This window comes from Leifsonia xyli subsp. cynodontis (assembly GCF_050632205.1).
Classification (GTDB): Bacteria; Actinomycetota; Actinomycetes; order Actinomycetales; family Microbacteriaceae; genus Leifsonia; species Leifsonia xyli_D.
In genome coordinates, this window is sequence record NZ_CP192578.1 from 574,187 (window position 1) to 592,019 (window position 17,833).

Annotated in this window: 15 protein-coding genes and 2 pseudogenes; 8 read left to right on the plus strand and 9 right to left on the minus strand. The window is 71.2% G+C overall.

What is annotated here, in order from left to right; translation table 11 throughout:
* Positions 1-6: 6 nt before the first annotated feature.
* The 4 genes and pseudogenes from ACQ86M_RS02815 to ACQ86M_RS02830 all read right to left on the minus strand — a co-directional run bounded on the left by ACQ86M_RS02815 (position 7) and on the right by ACQ86M_RS02830 (position 2,992).
* On the minus strand, positions 7-897 hold the full coding sequence (locus ACQ86M_RS02815; protein ID WP_431246971.1) for a 3-methyladenine DNA glycosylase: 891 nt from the start codon (positions 895-897) through the stop codon (positions 7-9).
* Positions 894-1,418: an HD domain-containing protein gene (locus ACQ86M_RS02820; protein ID WP_431246972.1), complete on the minus strand. Its 525-nt coding sequence runs from the start codon at positions 1,416-1,418 to the stop codon at positions 894-896. The genes ACQ86M_RS02815 and ACQ86M_RS02820 overlap by 4 nt, the downstream gene beginning before the upstream one ends.
* A gap of 124 nt (positions 1,419-1,542) precedes the next feature.
* Positions 1,543-2,573, minus strand: a pseudogene (locus ACQ86M_RS02825) (alcohol dehydrogenase catalytic domain-containing protein).
* The gene (locus ACQ86M_RS02830; protein WP_431246973.1) at positions 2,570-2,992 is read right to left on the minus strand and encodes a (deoxy)nucleoside triphosphate pyrophosphohydrolase; all 423 of its coding nucleotides are present in this window, start codon (positions 2,990-2,992) and stop codon (positions 2,570-2,572) included. The pseudogene ACQ86M_RS02825 and the gene ACQ86M_RS02830 overlap by 4 nt, the downstream one beginning before the upstream one ends.
* A 53-nt stretch (positions 2,993-3,045) precedes the next feature.
* Here ACQ86M_RS02830 and ACQ86M_RS02835 point away from each other — a divergent pair, with 53 nt between their 5' ends.
* A complete protein-coding gene (locus ACQ86M_RS02835; RefSeq protein WP_431246974.1) occupies positions 3,046-3,738 on the plus strand; it encodes a DUF1345 domain-containing protein in 693 nt (230 codons plus the stop codon).
* Here the strand turns inward: ACQ86M_RS02835 and ACQ86M_RS02840 are convergent, their stop codons facing one another.
* On the minus strand, positions 3,739-4,038 hold the full coding sequence (locus ACQ86M_RS02840; RefSeq protein WP_431220624.1) for a DUF1905 domain-containing protein: 300 nt from the start codon (positions 4,036-4,038) through the stop codon (positions 3,739-3,741).
* Between the two features lie 78 nt (positions 4,039-4,116).
* Between ACQ86M_RS02840 and ACQ86M_RS02845 the strand changes: the two genes are divergently transcribed.
* Both ACQ86M_RS02845 and ACQ86M_RS02850 read left to right on the plus strand, forming a co-directional pair.
* Entirely contained in the window at positions 4,117-4,503 is a 387-nt protein-coding gene (locus tag ACQ86M_RS02845) for a DUF7144 family membrane protein (RefSeq protein WP_431246975.1), read from the plus strand.
* Positions 4,504-4,570: 67 nt separating this feature from the next.
* Entirely contained in the window at positions 4,571-5,197 is a 627-nt protein-coding gene (locus ACQ86M_RS02850) for a hypothetical protein (RefSeq protein WP_431246976.1), read from the plus strand.
* Here the strand turns inward: ACQ86M_RS02850 and ACQ86M_RS02855 are convergent.
* Positions 5,191-6,647 (minus strand): annotated as a pseudogene (locus tag ACQ86M_RS02855) (lipase maturation factor family protein). The gene ACQ86M_RS02850 and the pseudogene ACQ86M_RS02855 overlap by 7 nt on opposite strands.
* A 263-nt stretch (positions 6,648-6,910) precedes the next feature.
* Between ACQ86M_RS02855 and ACQ86M_RS02860 the strand changes: the two are divergent.
* From ACQ86M_RS02860 to ACQ86M_RS02875, 4 genes are all read left to right on the plus strand, one after another.
* A complete protein-coding gene (locus ACQ86M_RS02860) occupies positions 6,911-7,519 on the plus strand; it encodes a SipW-dependent-type signal peptide-containing protein (RefSeq protein ID WP_431246977.1) in 609 nt (202 codons plus the stop codon).
* A gap of 90 nt (positions 7,520-7,609) precedes the next feature.
* A complete protein-coding gene (locus ACQ86M_RS02865; protein ID WP_431246978.1) occupies positions 7,610-8,200 on the plus strand; it encodes a SipW-dependent-type signal peptide-containing protein in 591 nt (196 codons plus the stop codon).
* Positions 8,201-8,294: 94 nt separating this feature from the next.
* Entirely contained in the window at positions 8,295-9,476 is a 1,182-nt protein-coding gene (locus ACQ86M_RS02870; protein WP_431246979.1) for a hypothetical protein, read from the plus strand.
* Positions 9,473-9,946 carry a fibronectin type III domain-containing protein gene (locus ACQ86M_RS02875; RefSeq protein WP_431246980.1) on the plus strand — a complete coding sequence of 158 codons (474 nt, stop codon included), beginning with the start codon at positions 9,473-9,475 and terminating at the stop codon, positions 9,944-9,946. Before ACQ86M_RS02870 ends, ACQ86M_RS02875 begins: the two co-directional genes overlap by 4 nt.
* A gap of 17 nt (positions 9,947-9,963) precedes the next feature.
* Here the strand turns inward: ACQ86M_RS02875 and ACQ86M_RS02880 are convergent, their stop codons facing one another.
* Entirely contained in the window at positions 9,964-10,641 is a 678-nt protein-coding gene (locus tag ACQ86M_RS02880) for an endonuclease/exonuclease/phosphatase family protein (protein ID WP_431220631.1), read from the minus strand.
* Between the two features lie 154 nt (positions 10,642-10,795).
* Here ACQ86M_RS02880 and ligD point away from each other — a divergent pair, with 154 nt between their 5' ends.
* A complete protein-coding gene (ligD, locus tag ACQ86M_RS02885; RefSeq protein WP_431246981.1) occupies positions 10,796-11,815 on the plus strand; it encodes a non-homologous end-joining DNA ligase in 1,020 nt (339 codons plus the stop codon).
* Between the two features lie 3 nt (positions 11,816-11,818).
* On the opposite strand, the gene ACQ86M_RS02890 is transcribed toward ligD, so the two are convergent.
* Positions 11,819-12,469, minus strand: coding sequence for a UdgX family uracil-DNA binding protein (locus tag ACQ86M_RS02890; protein WP_431246982.1), 651 nt, complete (start codon positions 12,467-12,469; stop codon positions 11,819-11,821).
* Between the two features lie 57 nt (positions 12,470-12,526).
* A complete protein-coding gene (locus ACQ86M_RS02895) occupies positions 12,527-17,815 on the minus strand; it encodes a DUF7507 domain-containing protein (protein ID WP_431246983.1) in 5,289 nt (1,762 codons plus the stop codon).
* Positions 17,816-17,833: the final 18 nt, after the last annotated feature.

Below are 17,833 nucleotides of genomic sequence, written 5' to 3' on the forward strand. Positions count from 1 at the left end.
CCGACGTCAGGCGGTGACCGCCGCCGCGCCCAGCCAGGCGTGCAGGATGCGCTCGCGCAGCGCGTTCGACCGCTCGGCGAAGGCGCGCTGGCGGCGCACGTACTCGGCCTTGCCCTCGGCGGTCTCGATCGCGACCGGCTCGGCGCCCCACGGGCGCATGTCGTACGGCGAGGCCTGCATGTCGAGCAGCCGGATGTCGCGGGCGAGATCGAAGGCGTCGAGCAGCAGCTCGCCGGGCACCAGCGGCCCGAGCTTCATCGCCCACTTGTAGACGTCCATCCCCGCGTGCAGGCAGCCCGGCTGCTCCAACTCCGGCTGCGACTCGCGGGTGGGCGCGAAGCGGTTGAGCGGGACGGCATCGGGCGTGAAGAAACGGAACGCGTCGATATGGGTGCACCGCAGCTCGTGCGACTCGACCACCGCATCCGTCGCCTGCTGACCCAGCCGGAGCGGCACGGGATGCCGGTGCTCGCCCTGCCGGTACACCATCGCCCACTCGTGCAGCCCGAAGCAGCCGAAGCGGCCGGGACGTGCGGCGGTGCTGCGCAGGATGCGCTCGACCGTCCGCAGCAGCGGCGCCTTCTCGCGCTCCATCGCCCCCCGGTCGACGACCAGGGAACCGGGAGCAGCGCCCGGGGTGTACCAGCGCCAGGACGCGCGCGGGTCGCCGGCCGCATCCGCAAGTTCGACGCCGGGCCCGGGATGCCACCGCCGCAGCTGCGCGGGCGAGTACGCGTAGTAGGTGAAGAGGAAGTCCCACACCGGGTGCTTCTCGCCACGGGCGCTGCGCTCCCGGTGTGCCGCAGTCAGGGCGTCCGCCCGCTCGGTGTGCGTCTGCTCGCGCTCACGCCAGTCGCCGGCGGGCAGCGCGACGATCTCGGGAGCCGTGCGGGTCACCCTTCGAGGATACGTTCCAGCGGGTTGTCGCGGAGCTTCCGCTGCACGCCCCCGTCGACCAGCCGGCGCGCCGACGTCTCCGGCTTCCGCTCCGCCTGGTCGGCCACGCACGCGCCGAACTCGGCGGCCAGCTCCAGCCGCGGGTACTCCCGGAGGACCTCGCGCTGGAACTCCAGCGGCAGCTCGTCGGCCCGAGCCCCGGAAATGTCGAGGGCCGTCGCGATCTCGAGCAGGTGCCCCTCGGCATCCATCGCCGGGTCCACCTCCGGCCAGTTGTGCCGCACGATCACCTCGTGGGCGCGGATGCGGCGCTGCTCCGGCCAGCCCGCGCCGGCGGTCAGGGCGATCGCGACGTGCCCGGCCGCATCCTCGTACGCCAGCGTGGCGTTGTCGAACTCGGGCACGATGCCGAGGTCGTGGAGCAGCGCCGACACGTACAGCAGTTCGTGGTCGGCCTCGAGCCCGCGGAGCCGGGCGAAGCCCTCCGCCCACAGCCACGACCGCTGCACGTGGTTGAGCAACGAGGGGAGTGGTAGGTCGTCGCGATCTGCACGGCCGCGCGGGCGGCGGCCGTGTCCGGGCGTTCGAAGTCGGCGATGCGCATCCGTCCATTCTGCACGCGGTGCGCACGCCGGGCGAAACGCGTCAGCCGGCGGGATGCAGCACGGCGATCCCGGTAGGCGGGGCGGAGTCCGCCGACTCCAGCAGCCGGGCGGCCTCGCGGAAGCCGACAGCGCCGCCGACGAGGTCCTGCGGGCGGAGCCTGCCACCGGCGACCAGGTCGAGCATCGCCGGGTAGTCGGCCGCCGCCATGCCGTGGCTGCCGAGCACGTCGAGCTCCCAAGCGATCACCCGGTCGAGCGGCAGCTCCGGGACCGCCGTGGCCAGCAGCCCGACCTGCACGTGCCGGCCGCGGCGGCGCAGCGAGCGGATGCCCGCGGCCGCCGTCTCGGCCGAGCCGACCGCGTCGATGGCGGCGTGCGCGCCGCCGCCCGTCGCATCCTGGATCTCGTCCTCCGCCGTCGGCCCGGTCAGGACCGTCCGCTCGGCGCCCAGCCGCGCGGCGAGCTCCAGCGCCGCGGGGAGCGGTCGACCGCGACCACCCGGGCGCCGAGAGCGACCCCGATCATCACGGCGCTGAGGCCGACGCCGCCCGCGCCGTGAACCACGAGCCACTCGTCCGGCTGGATGCGCGCCCGCGCCGTCACCGCCCGGTACGCCGTCGCGAAGCGGCAGCCGAGAGCGGCGGCCGCATCCGAGTCAAGTGCGTCCGGCACGCGGACCAGGTTGGTGTCCGCCGCGCGCACGGCCACGAGTTCGGCGTGCGAACCCCAGTGCGTGAAGCCCGGCTGCGTCTGCCGCGGGCAGACCTGCGCCGCGCCCGCGCGGCACCATTCGCACTCGCCGCAGCCGTTCACGAACGGAGCCGTGACACGGTCGCCGGGCCGCCAGCGGGTGACGCCCGCGCCGACCTCCTCCACCACGCCGGCGAACTCGTGCCCGGGCACGTGCGGCAGCGCGACGGTGTCGTCGTGCCCGACCCAGGCGTGCCAGTCGCTGCGGCACAGCCCGGACGCCTCGACGCGGATGACCACGCCGCCTTCCGGCACCGCTGGGTCCGGAAGGTCGGCGACCTCGACGGGTCCGCCGAATCGTTCGTAGTACAGGGCTCTCACACGTCCTCCTCGATCGTCGGCACGCCGTCGCGCCCGGTCAGCCGGCGGACGGCGGGACGATCGGCCTCCGCCCAGTCCAGTTCCGTCAGCCGGTGCGGGGGCAGCCAGCGCAGCTCGTCGTGGTCGGTGCTCGCCAGCGGGGCGGGGCCGCTGAGGCGGCAGTCGTAGCAGGCCAGGTCGATGGGCCGGCCTTCGGCGCGGGCGGTCACCGTGCGATCGAGCAGCGGGCCGACGTCGATGCGCACGCCCAGCTCCTCGGCGATCTCGCGTGCCAGCGCGGCCTCGGGCGACTCGCCGGGCTCCACCTTGCCACCCGGGAACTCCCAGCGGCCGGCGGCGTCCTTGCCGGGCGCCCGGCGGCAGGCGAGGATGCAGGCGCCGTCGCGGATGACCGCGGCGACGACGAGAAGGGGCTGCACCACTCCATCCTGCCCTGCGGGCGCGCGGCGCGCGGCACCGCTAGCATCCAGGTATGTCGCAGAGCGCGCCGGTGCGGCGGCCGATGGCCGTCCTCGGCTTCGTCGCCAGCCTGCTGGCCCAGCTGGCGATGATCGTGGTGGGGGTCTGGCTCGTCGTCTTCTCCGAGGACGACGCGACGACCCTGGAGCTGCTCGCCGCCTGGTGCGGGATCGGCACGATCTACCTCATCGCGGTGCTGATCGTGCTCGGCCGCGTCGCCAAGCGCCCGCCCCCGGCCGGCGGACGCCCGGGGCGCTGGGAGACCGGCCGGATCGCGCGCCTCGTCTCGATGACGGCGACCATCCTGGCGAGCCTGATCGGCGTGACCGCCGCCGTGCAGGTGCTGGTGCTGCACAACGACCCGCAGGTCGGCTCCGTCACCGACGTGGTCGGAGTGTGGTCGATGCTGCTCGCCTGGGGGTTCCTGCACTGGGGTTTCGCGCAGATCTACTACCAGCGCTACTTCGCGGCTCCCGAGCCGATGCTGAGGTTCCCGCATCCGGCCGACGACCCTCCCTCAGCCCCGCGGTTCGCCGATTTCGTGTACTTCGCCTTCACCCTCGGCACCACCTTCGCGACGTCGGACGTGGAGGTGCTCAGCACCCGGATGCGCTGGACCGTCGTCTGGCACTCGGTGCTGAGCTTCTTCTTCAACGGCCTCATCATCGTGCTCGCGCTGAACACGATCATGTCGGCGGCGAAGTAGCTACAGCAGCGTCTCCACGCCGATCCGCACCCGGTCGCCGAGCTCGACGCCCTCCGCCTTCCGCACGGCGCTCTTGATCGGGACGACGTAGGTGCCGTCCGACTCCGGGAAGATGGAGGTCGACCAGCGCGAGCCGCCCAGCGTCACGGACACCTTCACCGAGTCGAAACCGGCCGGTGGATGCGGCTGCAGGCGGATCTCCTCCGACACCTCGAGCGGGAGCCTGGCGAACACCCAGAGCTCCCGCCGGGACGCCCAGCGGAACAGCTCCGTTTCGAACTCGTAGCGGTAACCGGCCATATCCGCCAAGCTACCGGTGAAGCGACCACGGCAGAAGCGACCACGGCAGAAGCGACCACGGCAGAAGCGAGGAGTCCCATGGCGGCACGTCCCGGATCGGTCACCCTCGTGGCCGTCCTGACCTACATCAACGGCGTCCTCGACATCATCGGCGGCGTGGTCATGCTCCTGACGCGCGACCAGCTGGCCGGAGGGAACAGCAGCGCGGCGGCCGGGGTCACCACCGCGGCCATCCTCTCGCTTCTCCTCGGCATCGTGACCGTGCTGGTGGCACGCGGCCTGCTGCGCGGCAACTCCGCCTCCCGGGCCATCGTCGCCGTCATCATGGTCTTCGACATCCTGAACGGCGTCCTCATGCTCTTCACGGGGCAGGTGGTGAGCGGCGTCGTCCAGATCCTCTGGTCGCTGGTGATCCTGGCGCTGCTGTTCACGCGCCGTGCGAACGCGTTCTTCGCCGGCCGCTGACCGGCGGGAGCCGATCGGACAGAATGGTGGGGAGGGCGTGACAGCTGCGCCCGGTCCGAGGAGTCCCATGCGCTGGCCGAAGTGGTTCCGCACGCGTGCCGAGAAGACGACGCGCACGCGTCCGTTCGACGAGCACGCCCTGCCGGAGCCCGTCGCGCCCACCCTCGAGCAGTCCGTCGAAGAGGGGATGCTGCTCGCCGACTACGCCACGCGCATGTCGGTGAAGAACCACATCGTGGTGGACACGATCCAGTACGGGAACTCGTACGACCCCGCCCTGCACGCCATGGAGGCGGCGGCGATGCTCCGCGAGCTGGCCTCCGAGCAGGGCATCGCGGCCGGCCGCATCGAGGAGGACCTCGAGTCCGCGGAGAACCTGGGCGGCGACGCCATGCACCCGCACGACTACCGCAAGGTGGATGTCGACAACCTCCGGCTGCGACGGGATGCCGCGATCGCGCTCGCGCAGGCGCTCCGGGCGAAGGCCGACTCGGAGGAGGAGCTTCTCGCCCTGGTCGAACGCGGGCGGGAGGACGCCTGGGATGAGGTCCGTCGGGCGATCGAGGCCGGTCTCGACGCGTTCTCGGGCGCGGAGGCGCTGAAGGCGGATTACGAGCGCGAGAAGCCGGCCCGTCTCAAGCTGCTGATCTGGCGCGATCTCGCCCGGCTCGAGGAGCAGCGCACCGGCTACTGACCGTCGCGCAGGCTCACCGGAGGCACGAGGTCGCCGACTTCCGACCGCACCCAGATGTCCCCGGTCTCGCGCTTCTCGGCGTGAGTGCTGAAGCGGTAGAGGAACATCCGGGCCCGGATCGCCCGCGGCGGCTCGCCGCCGAACGGGTCGTGGCGCAGCAGCTTCAGCGTCGGACGGTCCGCCTCGAGCAGCCGCAGCAGGAACACCTCGAACCAGGGGAGTCGCGCGAGCCGAGCGCGAGGAACCACATCAGCCAGTCGAGCCGCAGGTGGTACGGCGCGAACTGCCGTGGCAGGCGGCGCGGGTCGCCGGGCTTGCCCTTGAACCCGTACTCCTGCCAGCGGGCATTGCGGTCGTAGGGATCGTCGGCGGTGCCCTCCACCACCACCTCGTAGCGCTCCTTCGTCACGCTGCCGAACGCGCCGTACGCGTTCACCAGGTGCCAGCGGTTGAAGCTCGCGTTCATCAGCTGGCGGCGCGAGAACAGGTTCCTGAGCGGACGCCAGCTGAGGACGATGAGGAACACGGTCACGGCGACCGCGACGACGGCGTACCAGAGCGGCACATCGTCCGCCCCGACGCCGCCGACCGGCGCACCGCCGAGCAGCCAGGACCAGACGCCGTCGCTGATGCCCGCGAACGCCAGCACGATGGTGATCCAGTTCAGCCAGGCGAAGTTGCCGGTCAGCACCAGCCAGAGCTGGGTGAGGATCATGATGGCGGCCGCGACGCTCGCCACCGGCTGCGGTGCGAACAGGAACCAGGGCACGACCAGCTGCGCGAAGTGGTTGCCCAGCACCTCGACGCGGTGCCACCACTTCGGCAGGAGGTGCGCCGTCCTGCTGAACGGATTCGGCATCGGCTGCGTCTCGTGGTGGTAGTAGAGCGCGGTCAGGTCGCGCCACGACCGGTCGCCGCGCATCTTGATCATGCCCGCGCCGAACTCCAGCCGGAAGACCAGCCAACGGAGGAAGAAGACGATCGTGATGGGCGGGGCGGTGTCCCACGCGCCGAGGAAGGCGACGATGAACCCGGCCTCGCAGAGCAGGCTCTCCCAGCCGAACCCGTAGAACGTCTGCCCGATGGTGACGATCGAGAGGTACAGGAACCACACGATCAGGAAGACCGGGACGAAGACGTACGTGGGGGCGAGCTGGACCACACCGGCGAGGATGAGCGCCGACAGTACCGCGCCCGTCCACGCCACCGCCCGCAACAGCCCGTCGGAGTAGCGCCACCGGAAGAGCGTCGGCTGCGTGCGGGCGTAGGGATGCCGCAGGAAGCGGCGGGCGGGCAGCAGCCCGTTGTCGCCGAGCAGCGCGGGGAACTGGTTGACCGCCGAGACGAACGCGATGAGGTACAGCGCCGCGACGCCCCGCTCCAGGATCTCGCGGGCGATCGTGTAGTCGTCGCCGGCCAGCCACCCGGTCAGCCACGCGGGAAACTCCATGGACACACCACCTCGCCGGAATGCGGTTCACGGTACGCCGGAAAGCCGCCGCGGGAGAAGCTCCCACCATGGGACACCGCCGACCGTCGAGAGTGTGGGCGAGGGCCGGAACACCCCGAATCCGGGCCTCTCGGCCCGATGTCGGCGCGTGTGGACCCCGATTGCGGCCACATCGGATTTGGCCGGCCGGCGGAGTGGCTAGGGTCGCCGATCAACGCGGCTCGATGTTCACGGGTCGCCACCACGAGAGTTCGAGGAGAATCATGACCGAGACCGTTCCCGTCGATCGAACCGTTCGCCGGCGCAGGCTGAAGGCGCTGCTCGCCTCGGGCCTCGTGCTCGGGGCGGGCGCTGCCGTCACGCTCGCCGCCTGGAACGACTCCGAGTTCGTCACCGGCACGTTCAGCGCGGGGACGTTCAACCTCGTCGGCAGCACCGACGGCACGTCGTACGCCGACCATCCGACCGCCGGTGCGCGCGCTACGGCGGCGTTCACGGTGAACTCCGCGGCCCTGACACCGGGCGACGTGACCGCCGCACCCTTCGCCGTGCGGCTGGCGGCGGGGACGACCAACGACGCGATGGTCACCGTCAGCGCGGCGGGCACCAGCGGAACCGTGTCGGAGCTCTCGTACCAGCTGCTGCAGACCAGTTCGTTCGGCTGCACGGCCACGACGACCGGCACGACCCTGGTCCCGGCAGGCCAGGCGCTCGGCACAGCGCCCGGGGGGATCACCTTCGCGCTCACCAAAGGCGCGGGAGCGGCGGCCGGCGCACCGGTGTACCTGTGCTTCAAGGTCACGGCCGGCGCCAACCTGGTCCAGGGCCAGACCGGCGGCGCGACCTGGCAGTTCCAGGCGGCGAGCCAGTAGCCGATGCGGTCGACACGACCTGGCAGGTGGAAGCCGGGCGAGCGGCCCGGGCGTGAGCGGGGCGCGGCCACGCCCATTCGCGCGCTGCGGTTGCGCGCGGTCCTCGCGTCCGGCCTGGTGCTCGGCGCAGGGGCGACCGCGACTCTGGCTCGCTGGACCGATGTGGAGTTCGTCACGGGCGGATTCACGAGCTCCCGCTTCACGACCGAGTCGAGCGTGAACGGCGGGGCGTACGCGGACAATGCCACCGCGCCCGGCGGAACCCTGACGATCGCAGGCCCGTTCGCGCCCGGCGTCTCGGCCTACGTCCCGGTGCTGATCAGGACGAAACCCGGCTCGGTGGCTGGGACGGTGTCCCTCGGCGGCGCGACGCTGGGCGGCACCGATGCGGCCAGCCTCGGCGCCGCACTCGTCTACCGGGTGGTGCGCACGACGGGCGCATGCGCGGCCGCAGTGTTCGCCGGCGCCCCGGCCTTCGTCGTCGGAGCGGCCGCGACCTCGCGGCCGCTCACGACGGGCCAGGAGACGGGAGTGGTGTCGCCGCTCGCCCCGGCGACCGCCACGGTCGCCGGAGCACCGACCGGGTTCTGCTTCGAGGTGACGCTGCCCGCGGGCGCGCCGAACAGCCTCCAGGGCAGGACGGCGACAGCCACGTGGCCGTTCACCGCGGAATCCGGATGAGGACGAGGATGAGAAGGAGGCGGCGGTGAAGTCGACCACGGTGAGCACTCGGCCCGGTGGGCCGGGGCGGGCGCGCCCGCTTTCGCGTCGAGGCGTGGGACGGGCGGGCGACGTCGTGCTGACCCTCGCGGCGGTCGCGGGAGCCGTCTGCCTGGTCGCGACGGCATCCGCGTTCGTCCTGCACCTGGGCCTCATCCTGTTCCGCACCGGTTCCATGAGTCCGGGCATCCCGGCCGGATCGGTCGCGCTGGTGCGCGAACTCCCGGCGTCGGAGGTCCGTGTCGGGGAGGTCGTCACCGTCGACCGGCCGGGCGCCCTGCCCGTCACGCACCGCGTCGTGTCGGCCCGTCCGCTCCCCGACGGGCGGACGGAGCTGGTGCTGCGGGGCGACGCCAACAGGCAGAACGATCCCGAGCCCTACCGCGTGCGGACGGTCCGGGTCGTCCTCGGCAGCGTGCCAGGCGGAGCCCATGCGATCGGCTTCCTGTCGAGTCCGTTCTTCCTCGGGTCGGCGACGCTCGCGGCGACGGCGCTCGTCGGGTGGGCGTTCTGGCCGCGAGGGGGACGGGTGTCGCGCGCGGCGGGGGAATCGGCTCGCCCGGCTCGGCGCGGGGTGCAGGCGCTGGCCCTCATGGGCGCCATCGCGGGCCTGACCGCCGGCGGGCTCGCTTCAGGCGACGCCGCGCACGCGGACGAGACCACGACGTCTGGCCGGTACATCACGCTCACCTCGGCGGGCGATCGGGACGCGTTCACAGGGCTCACCCCCGGCGCCACCGTACGCTGGCTGGTCGGCGTCGCCGCATCCCCGCCCACACCCGGAACCATCCACCTGGGCATCGCCTCCGAAGGGGACGCGGAGGATGCGCTCATCCTCTCGGTGACCTCGTGCGACGCCCGCTGGGTCGGGACCCGGTGTCCGGGGAAGGCGACACCCGCCGTGACCGCCCGCCCGGTCTCCTCGTTCCGAACCGCGTCGGTCGGTTCCCGGCCGCCGGCAATCGACACCATGCCGTCCGGCGAGCAGCGCTGGCTGGCGCTCGACGTCACCCTCGACCCGGCGACGGCGGCCACGGCACCGGCCGGCGCAGGACCGGGCGGGGCCGCACGGCTCGCGGTGTGGGCCTGGGGCGCGGGCGACGAGGCGAGCACCAGCCAGGACCGGCTGCCGAGCACCGGCTCCTCCGCACCGCTCACGCCACTCCTCCTCGCGGCGGCGTCCGTCCTCGGTGGGACCTGCGTCGCCGCCCTCGCCCGTCGACGGAGGGCATCGTGAGCCGCCGCATCCGACGCCTCGCCTGGGCACTGGCGCTTCTTGTGAGCGGGGTGGGCGCTGTCGCTGCGCCCGCGAACGAGGCCCGCGCGGGATGGGGACGCACGTCCCTCGCGACGGCGACGGTCACGACCGGCACCCTCTCGCCGGTGCCGCAGGTCTCATGCGGAGCCAGGAGCGGCTTCCTCGCCGACAACATCCCGATCTCGTGGACCGCGTCCCCGGCCGGCGGCAACGCCCTGACTCCGCAGAGCTATACGCTGCGCTGGTCGGGAACCGCCGGGTCCGGCAGCAGTACGGTCACCGCGACGAACGGCTCCGTCTCCGCGGCGACACTCACGCTCCTCGGCACCTCGACCGTGACGGTCACCGCCAACTACGCCGGCTGGAGCTCACCCGTCTCGCTCGAGACGCGCACCATCGCGACGGCCGTCGCAGTGGGTGACATCTTCCTCCGCTGGACGTGCTCGTGACCTGAGGCGGCGAGAGGTCAGGCCGCGAGCTCCGCGTCCAGCCGGATCGGACGGTGGTCCGAGGCGCCGGCGGGCAGCACATCCACGCGCTCGATCTCGAACCCGGTGGAGGTGACGAAGTCGAAGTAGCCCGAGAAGAACTTGTAGCGCAGGTAGGTCGGCTCGGTGGTGCGCTTCAGCGTGTAGCCGGAGGTCGTCAGGTGCCGCTCGAGCCCGCGGATGAACCACGGGTAGTTGAAGTCGCCCACCATGACCGCAGGAGTGTCGGGAGAGAGGGAGCGCATCCCGTCGTGGGCGGCGGCGATCTGCTTGCGGCGCAGCGAGTTCAGCGCGGTCAGCGGCGCCGCGTGGAAGGAGCCGACGAGGATGTCCTCGCCGTTGTCGCGGTCGCGCAGGTGGACGGCCAGCAGACGCTCGTTCGCCGGCGCCAGCACGCGGTCGTGCAGCGACTTCTGCACGGCGAAGACCTGCGAGTGGAGGATCTCGAAGCGCTCGTCGCGCACGTAGACCGCCAGGCCGAGCCGGTTGGCGCGGGTGGTGTCCGCGAGCGCCAGGTGGTGGAGCCGCTGCGGCAGGGCGTCGCTGTCGCACTCCTGCAAGCAGAGGACGTCGACGTCGTAGGCCTCTGCGATGCCGTTCAGCTCACCGCTGGCGGCGTGCTTGCGGAGGTTGTAGCTCACGATCCTCAGGGTCATGCACCTCTTCTCGAGACCTCGGCGCCGACGGAGCGAGTGCTGCGCCTGCCTCTGCCATTCTGGCCCACTCGTGGGCGCACGGGGGCGCACCCACCGCATCCCACAAGGAATTCACATCGCCGTCACCCTCGGTTCGGCCTGTACGGTGGGTCGCATGGCGAGCGATGCGGTTGTCCTCACGGTGCCCGGGCCCCACGGAGACCGGGAGGTGCGCATCTCCAGCCCCGGCCGGGTCATCTTCCCCGAGGTGGGCATCACGAAGTTCGACCTGGCGACGTACCTGGTCGAGGTCGGAGAGGCGTTCGTGCGGGCGAACGGCGACCGTCCGGTGTCGCTGCAGCGGTTCCCGGAGGGCATCGACGGCGAGCAGTTCTTCTCGAAGAACCCGCCGCGCGGCACGCCCGACTACGTGCGCTCGGTGCCGGTCGTCTACCCGAGCGCCCGGTCGCATCCCCAGCTCGTCATCGACGAGCCGGCCGCCGCCGTGTGGGCGGCGCAGATGAACACGGTGGTGTTCCATCCGTGGCCCTCGCGCGCCGAGAACTCGGACAACCCGGACCAGCTGCGCATCGATCTCGACCCGCAGCCGGGGACCGGCTTCGCCGACGCCGTCCCGGCGGCGATCGAACTGCGGAAGGTGCTGCAGGAGGCGGGGCTCACGGCGTTCATCAAGACCTCCGGCAACCGGGGCCTCCACGTCTTCGCGCCGATCGTGCCGGAACGCGAGTTCCTCGACGTGCGCCACGCGGTCATCGCGGCCGCGCGCGAGCTCGAGCGCCGGATGCCCGAGCAGGTCACCACGGCGTGGTGGAAGGAGGAGCGCGGCGAGCACGTCTTCGTCGACTACAACCAGGCCAACCGCGACCGGACCATGGCCGGCGCCTACAGCCCGCGTGCGCTGCCGCACGCCTCGGTCTCGGCCCCGATCACGTGGGACGAGCTGGAGCACGTCTCGCCCGAGCAGTTCACCGTGCTGACCATGCCGGAGCGCCTGCGCACCGTGGGCGACCCGTGGGAGGACTTCGGCGCCTCGCCCGGGCGCATCGACGCACTGCTGGAGTGGTGGGAGCGCGACCTCGGCGACGGGCTCGGCGAGCTGCCGTTCCCGCCCGACTACCCGAAGATGCCGGGGGAGCCGCCGCGCGTGCAGCCGAGCCGGGCGAAGAAGGCGTAGCGCTCAGGCGGTCGCGTCCGGCGCGGCCGCCGCTCGTGCCGCCGCCTCGAGGTCGGCGACGAACGCGTCGAAGGCGGCGTCCCATCCCGGGTCGTCGCGCAGCCGCAACAGGGCGGAGGGGTGCGTCGTGATGAGCACCGCCCGGCCGTCCGGCGACTGCTGCACGCGGCCGCGCTCCTGCTGGATGCGTACGGTGCGACCCAGCACGCTCCGCCCGGCGGTCGCCCCGAGGCACACGACCACCCGGGGTCCGACGGCGGCCAGCTCCGCCTCCAGCCACGGGTGGCAGGCGACGATGTTGCCGACCGCCGGTTTCTCGTGGATGCGCCGCTTGCCCTGGCGGTGGAAGCGGAAGTGCTTCACGGCGTTCGTCAGGTACACGTCGGCGCGATCGATCCCCGCGTCGCCCAGCGCCTGGTCGAGGATGCGTCCCGCCGGGCCGACGAACGGCTCGCCCTCCTCGTCCTCCCGGTCGCCGGGCTGCTCGCCGACGAGCATCAGCGCCGTGCCCGTCCGCCCCGTCGAGAAGACCACCTGCGTGGCGTCCCGGTACAGTTCGCAGCCGCGGCAGCCCGGCGCGGCCGCGCGCAGCGCATCCAGCGTGCGGTCGTCAGGCAGGAAGCCCTCCGCACCTGGTCGCTCCTCATCCGCCATAGCGCCACGGAACCACCGCCGGGTCGACGCCGCAACGGGTGGGGCTTCCCGGCCGGGCTAGCCCCTCGTCCGGTTCCGTCGGCGGATGCGCCCCACCAGGAGGCCGGTACCGACCAGGCCCAGGGCGACCGTGCCGGCCAGCAGCGAGGTGGAGACGGTGCTTCCCGTCGGGGCTAGCGGCTCCTCCGCCCCCGCCGCAGCGGCCGGAGGCGTCGGGGTCGGGGTCGGGGTCGGCGTGGGCGTCGGGGTGGCGGTCGCGGGCGTCAGTACCGCAGTGGCTGTCGAGACGTTCGAGGTGATCGTCCCGCCATCGGGGGTCTCCGCGGACACCGTCGCCGTGTTGGACAGCTTCCCCATGAGCAGGTCAGCCTGCGTCACGGAGTAGTTCGCCGTGCACACCTCCGATTGTGCCGGCGCCAACGCGAGGGGCGCGCCCGGGCAGGTCACCGTCGACAACCGTCCGCTGCCGGAGAAGGCGCCCTCCTCGACAGTCACGCGCGACAGGGTGACGTTGCCGGTGTTGGTGACGTGGAAGCCGTACGCGATCACGTCGCCGACGGCCGACACCGGCCCGGTCGGCGAGGTCACGGACTTGACCAGGTCGATGCCGGTGATCTGGGCGACGGGCACGCTGGCGGAGCGTTGCGGCGACAGTGCGGCGCTGCCGTCGGAAGCGGTGGCGCTGGCGGTTGCCGTGTCGTCGACGGTCCCGGCGTCGAGGTCGGCCTGGGTGACGGTGTAGGTGGCGGTGCAGTCCGTCGACGCTCCGGGCGCGAGCTCCCCGGGCGGACAGGTCGGCCCGCTCGTCAGCGCCCCCGCGGGAGCCAGCTGCTGATCGGCGATCGCAACGCCGTCCAGGGTCAGGTTGCCGGTGTTGGTCACGTGGAAGTCGTAGGTGATCACATCGCCCACCGCGGAGACCGAACTCACCAGGCTGGTCTTCACCAGGTCGATGGCGGGCGCCGCGGCCGCCCCGACCGAAGCCGAGGACGAGCCGGACGTGATCGGCTCACCGCCCGGGTTCAGATCCGCGTTCCCCACCGCGCTGTCCGAGATGGACCCGTTGTCCACATCCGCCTGGGTGACCGTGTAGGTCGCGGTGAACTGGGCGCTCTGTCCCGCCGCGAGGAGGGGCACGACGGTCCCCGAGCAGCCTCCGGCCGGCGACATCAGGGCCTGGCAGGTGATCGGGCTGAGCGAGGCCGGGACGGATGGCGGCGCCGGGGTGTCGGCCACCGAGACGTTGCTCACGCTGACCCGGCCCTCGTTCGCGACCGTGAAGGTGTACGTGACCGTCTGACCCGCCTGTGTCACGGACGACGTCGAGGCCTGCTTCAGGACGGTGATCCCCGGGATCTGCGTGTACGGGTTGTTGGTGACGACCGGGTTCGCGGGCGCGCTCGAACTGTAGAGCTCCGCCTGGTTGACGTAGATGTCGCCGAGCTGGGTGCCGTTGTTCGCCCGCATCGGGATGCTCGCGGTGATGACGTCGCCGCTGTTCACGAAACCGGTGGACGAGAAGAAGACGCCGGTGACCTGGCTCCAATCGGCGATCGACGCCGCCGTCACCCAGATGCTGGCTCCGGTTCCGGGGTTCTGGTTCGACGGGTCGCCCGGGTTCTGCTCGATCGACGTCGGGCTCGCGGTGGTGTAGTACCAGGTGCCGGGCGCCGTACCGGTCGTCGTGCTGCCCGGGGCGTAGACCGGCTGGGCGAGCGCCCCGGTGAGGACGTTCGTCCCCGCGAAGTTCGACGATCCCGAGAGCCGCTCGGAGCTCGCCCCGCTGGACCCGTCGCCGTTGTACGGGAGCACGTCGATGATCTGCGGCGCCGCGAACGCGACCGGGCTGTTGTTGGTCCAGCGCAGCCCCCAGCTGTAGGTCTCGCCAGAGGAGATGACCGGCTTGCTCACCGACTTGCTGATGGCGAGCCTGCCGGCTCCGCCGACGGTGATCGCGGCGGTGTTGCTGCTCACCGAGGCCGGCGCTTCGTTCGACGTGACCTTGGCCGAGTTGCTGATCTGGATGCCCGGATTGACGGTCGAGAGGATGTCGGTGCACATCATCACCGTGGGAAGGTTCTGCGGCAACGTCGCATTCACGATGTAGGTATTGCTGTAGCTGAAGGTCACCGTGTTGGTCGTGAGGTTCAGCGAGGCGGTGACCCCCGGCGGAAGCCCCGCGTTGGTGCAGGCGGGGTCGTAGGTCGTATTCGGCGGAACCGTATCGGTGACGGTGACGCCGCTGATCTCGCGCTGGGCGACGCCCTGCGTGATCTTCGGCGTGATCATCCACTGCACCTGGCTGCCGGGCTGGTAGGAGACGCCGGTGTTCACGGTCTTGTCGAGGCCCAGCTGGTAGGCCAGGAAGGCGACGGTGGCCGTCTGCGTGCTGACCGGAGCCGCGGTGTTCTGCGGCGTGTCCCAGGAGCCGACGTTCGGGATGTACGTGCCCTGCGGGATCGGCGCCCCGGCGTTCGGGCCCCCGTTGTAGGAGGCGCGCACCGTGAGGTCCAGGTCCAGATACCCGAACCATCCGGCCTGGATCTGCGGGGTGGGGCTGAAGCCGGGGATGGGTGCGAGTCGGACGATGTTGACCACGTCCTGCCAGGACGGACCGAAGGTGGTCGCCGGTGTCGTCGACCAGCCGGCGTTCAGCGTGTTGCAGGCCAGGGCGCCGGCCTGCTGATCGGCATTGGTGTACTGGTAGATGGGAGTCTGATAACCGTTCGCGACGGTCGGGGTCCCGACCTGGGGGTTCACCGTGTTCGGGGAGACCCCGTATTCGATCCGGAAGCCGGGTGGCACCGCGAGACCGCGCGACCCGTTCCCGTTGTTGGTCGGTTTGATCAGGGAGGCCGCGTTCAAGCGCATGGTCGAGACGTCGAAGTAGTCGCAGATCGACGCGTCGTAGTCGGGAGCCGGGCCGATGTTGTCATAGCCGACGAGCGAGTAGATGGTGGCACTGGCATTGGTGAACACGCCGTTCCCGTTGAAGCCGGAATCCGGCACTCCGCCGACGCCGTAGCTGGGCAGGCCCTTCGCGTACGACTTGCTCCCCGTGACGTTCTTCGGGAGCACCTGCATGTAGTAGACCTTCGCCGTCTGGCTCGTGTAGGTCGGGTCGAGCGGGCCGCGATCCCAGGACCCGACGTTGGGGATGTACGCGCCGGTCGGGATGGTCTCGCCGGCGTGGGGGCCGCCGTTGTAGACGCTCTGGACGTCGAAGTTGAGGAAGAACTGCACGGTCGTCCCGGCGGGCGCGGCGGGCGTCGGCGTGAACCCCGGGATCGGCGCGATGCGGACGAGGTTCACCTGCTGCTGCCAGTCGGGTCCGAGAGTGGTGGGGTCGGTGGTCCACGCGCCGGTGTACCGGTTGCAGTTGGTGCCGATGGTGTTCTGGTCGGTGTTGCTGTATCCGTACACGGGGTTGTTCGGGTACGTGGTGTTGGTCGCCGGCGTCCCGACCTGGACGTTCACCGTGTTCGGGGCGACGCCGTACTCCACCCGGAATCCGGCGGGGAGGTTCTGGGTCGTGACCGGGTTCGTGGCCGTCAGCTCCATGGTGGAGACGTCGAAGTAGTCGCAGAGCGAGAAGTTCGGGTCGGCGATCGTCGACGTGTTGACGTACTGGATGTGCGACTGCACGTTCGGTTCGCCCGGACCCACGAAGTAGCCGTCCGTGGTCTCCGAGCCGTTGATGTTGTAGTGCTTGAACGCCTGGATCGGGGAGGGGAAGCTCGCCGCGACCGCGAAGCTCGACGACACGCAGCGCTGGCCGCCCATCACGCCGTTGCCGTTGTTGAGCTGGCCGGTGTTGTCGACCTTGCCGTCGACGCCGTTGCCGAGGCAGTTCTGGAAGCTGACGGTGCCGGTGGGCGGCGGGTCGCCGGGGTTCCAGGCCGGGTCGGCCGCCTTGTTCACGTCCGCCGCCGGTACGAAGACGGTGATCTGCGTCGCGTAGTTGTTGGTCCCGGTGTCGTAGCAGACGATCCCGCCGAGGTTCACGCACTGCGTGCCGTTCGGCGCATAGTTCGTGAAGGTCAGGTTCCACGGCGTCGCTGCGGTGGCCGTCTGGTTGACGGGGCAGTTCTGCACGGGGGTGTGGTTCTGTCCGAACCAGACGGACGGGCCGGTGCACGCGGTGATGACCGCATTGGGGAACTGAGGGATGCCGGCGTCGGGGATCGTGAGGGGCAGGGCGAGCGTCGACGAGCCGATCGCCGTCTGCGGGGCTCCGCGGATCAGGTAGACGATCTGGTAGCCCAGCCGGGGCTGTCCGTTCACGGTGTAGGTGCCGGCTCCCGCGTTGGAGACGACCGTCTTGTTGGTGTTGTAGTTCGGCGCCCCGTTGATGGTGATCACGGGGTTCGTCACGGTGTTCGAGGTGACCGCGGTCCCGTCTCCTGCCCTCGCCTGCAGCGAGGTGGTGAACGACGAGCCGTTGGGCGAGGAGGCGGTCGGGATGACCACCGGCTTGACGGCGATGATCTGGGCGGAGTTCACCGCGCCGAGGTTGCACACGAGCACGAGGTTCCCGGAGACGCTGGATACGGGGGTGACCCCGGTCGTCTGACAGCCCTGAGGAAGGGAGGGCATCGTCAGCACGGCGCCGTTCTGCGGGATGAAGGTGAAGGTGCCGATCACGTTGTTGACCGTCTGGCCGGTGCCGAGATTCGAGATCGAGATCGCGAACGCCTGGGAGACGTTGCTCAGCGTGCTCGTGACGCAGTTGCCCTTGTCGGTCTGCGCGACCTGCTCGCCGGCGCCGTTGGCGCAGTTGTACCCGGGCTGGGCGATGGGCTGGACGTTGAGCGTCGCGATCGGCTGCAGCCCGGCATCCAGGTTCGTGGCCTGCGTCGCGCCCGCGATCGCGATCGTCCCCGAGATGCCCTGGTACGGGTCCGTGTTCGACGCCGGTGTGCCCGTGGAGACGAATTGGTTCGAGCTCCCGGTCAGCGCCGTGGGGAACTTCATGTTCGCCGGCGCCGTCACCAGCACGTTGTAGGAGCCGTCCGGCACGTTGGCGAAGGAGTACCGCCCGTTGGCGTCGGTGGTCGTGCTCGCGACGACGATGTTCCTCGCCGAGGTGATGAGCTGGACCGTGACCCCGGATTTCAGGATGGCGCCGGTCGCCGGCCTGGTCTGGTCGAGCGACGCGTCCGCCCAGGCGACTCCGGTGACGAGGCTTCCCTGCCCGGCGATCGCCGGAGCGGGGGCGATCAGTGCGAGGACGGTGACCGCGACGACGGCGATCGCAGCGGAGACCCGCCGCATCGCTCCGGGGATGCGGCCGGTTCGAGGGGGCGCGTCGTATCCGGCGCGCTCATCCGCGGCGTTGCCGTTCACCGGGAGCTCCCTGTGCCG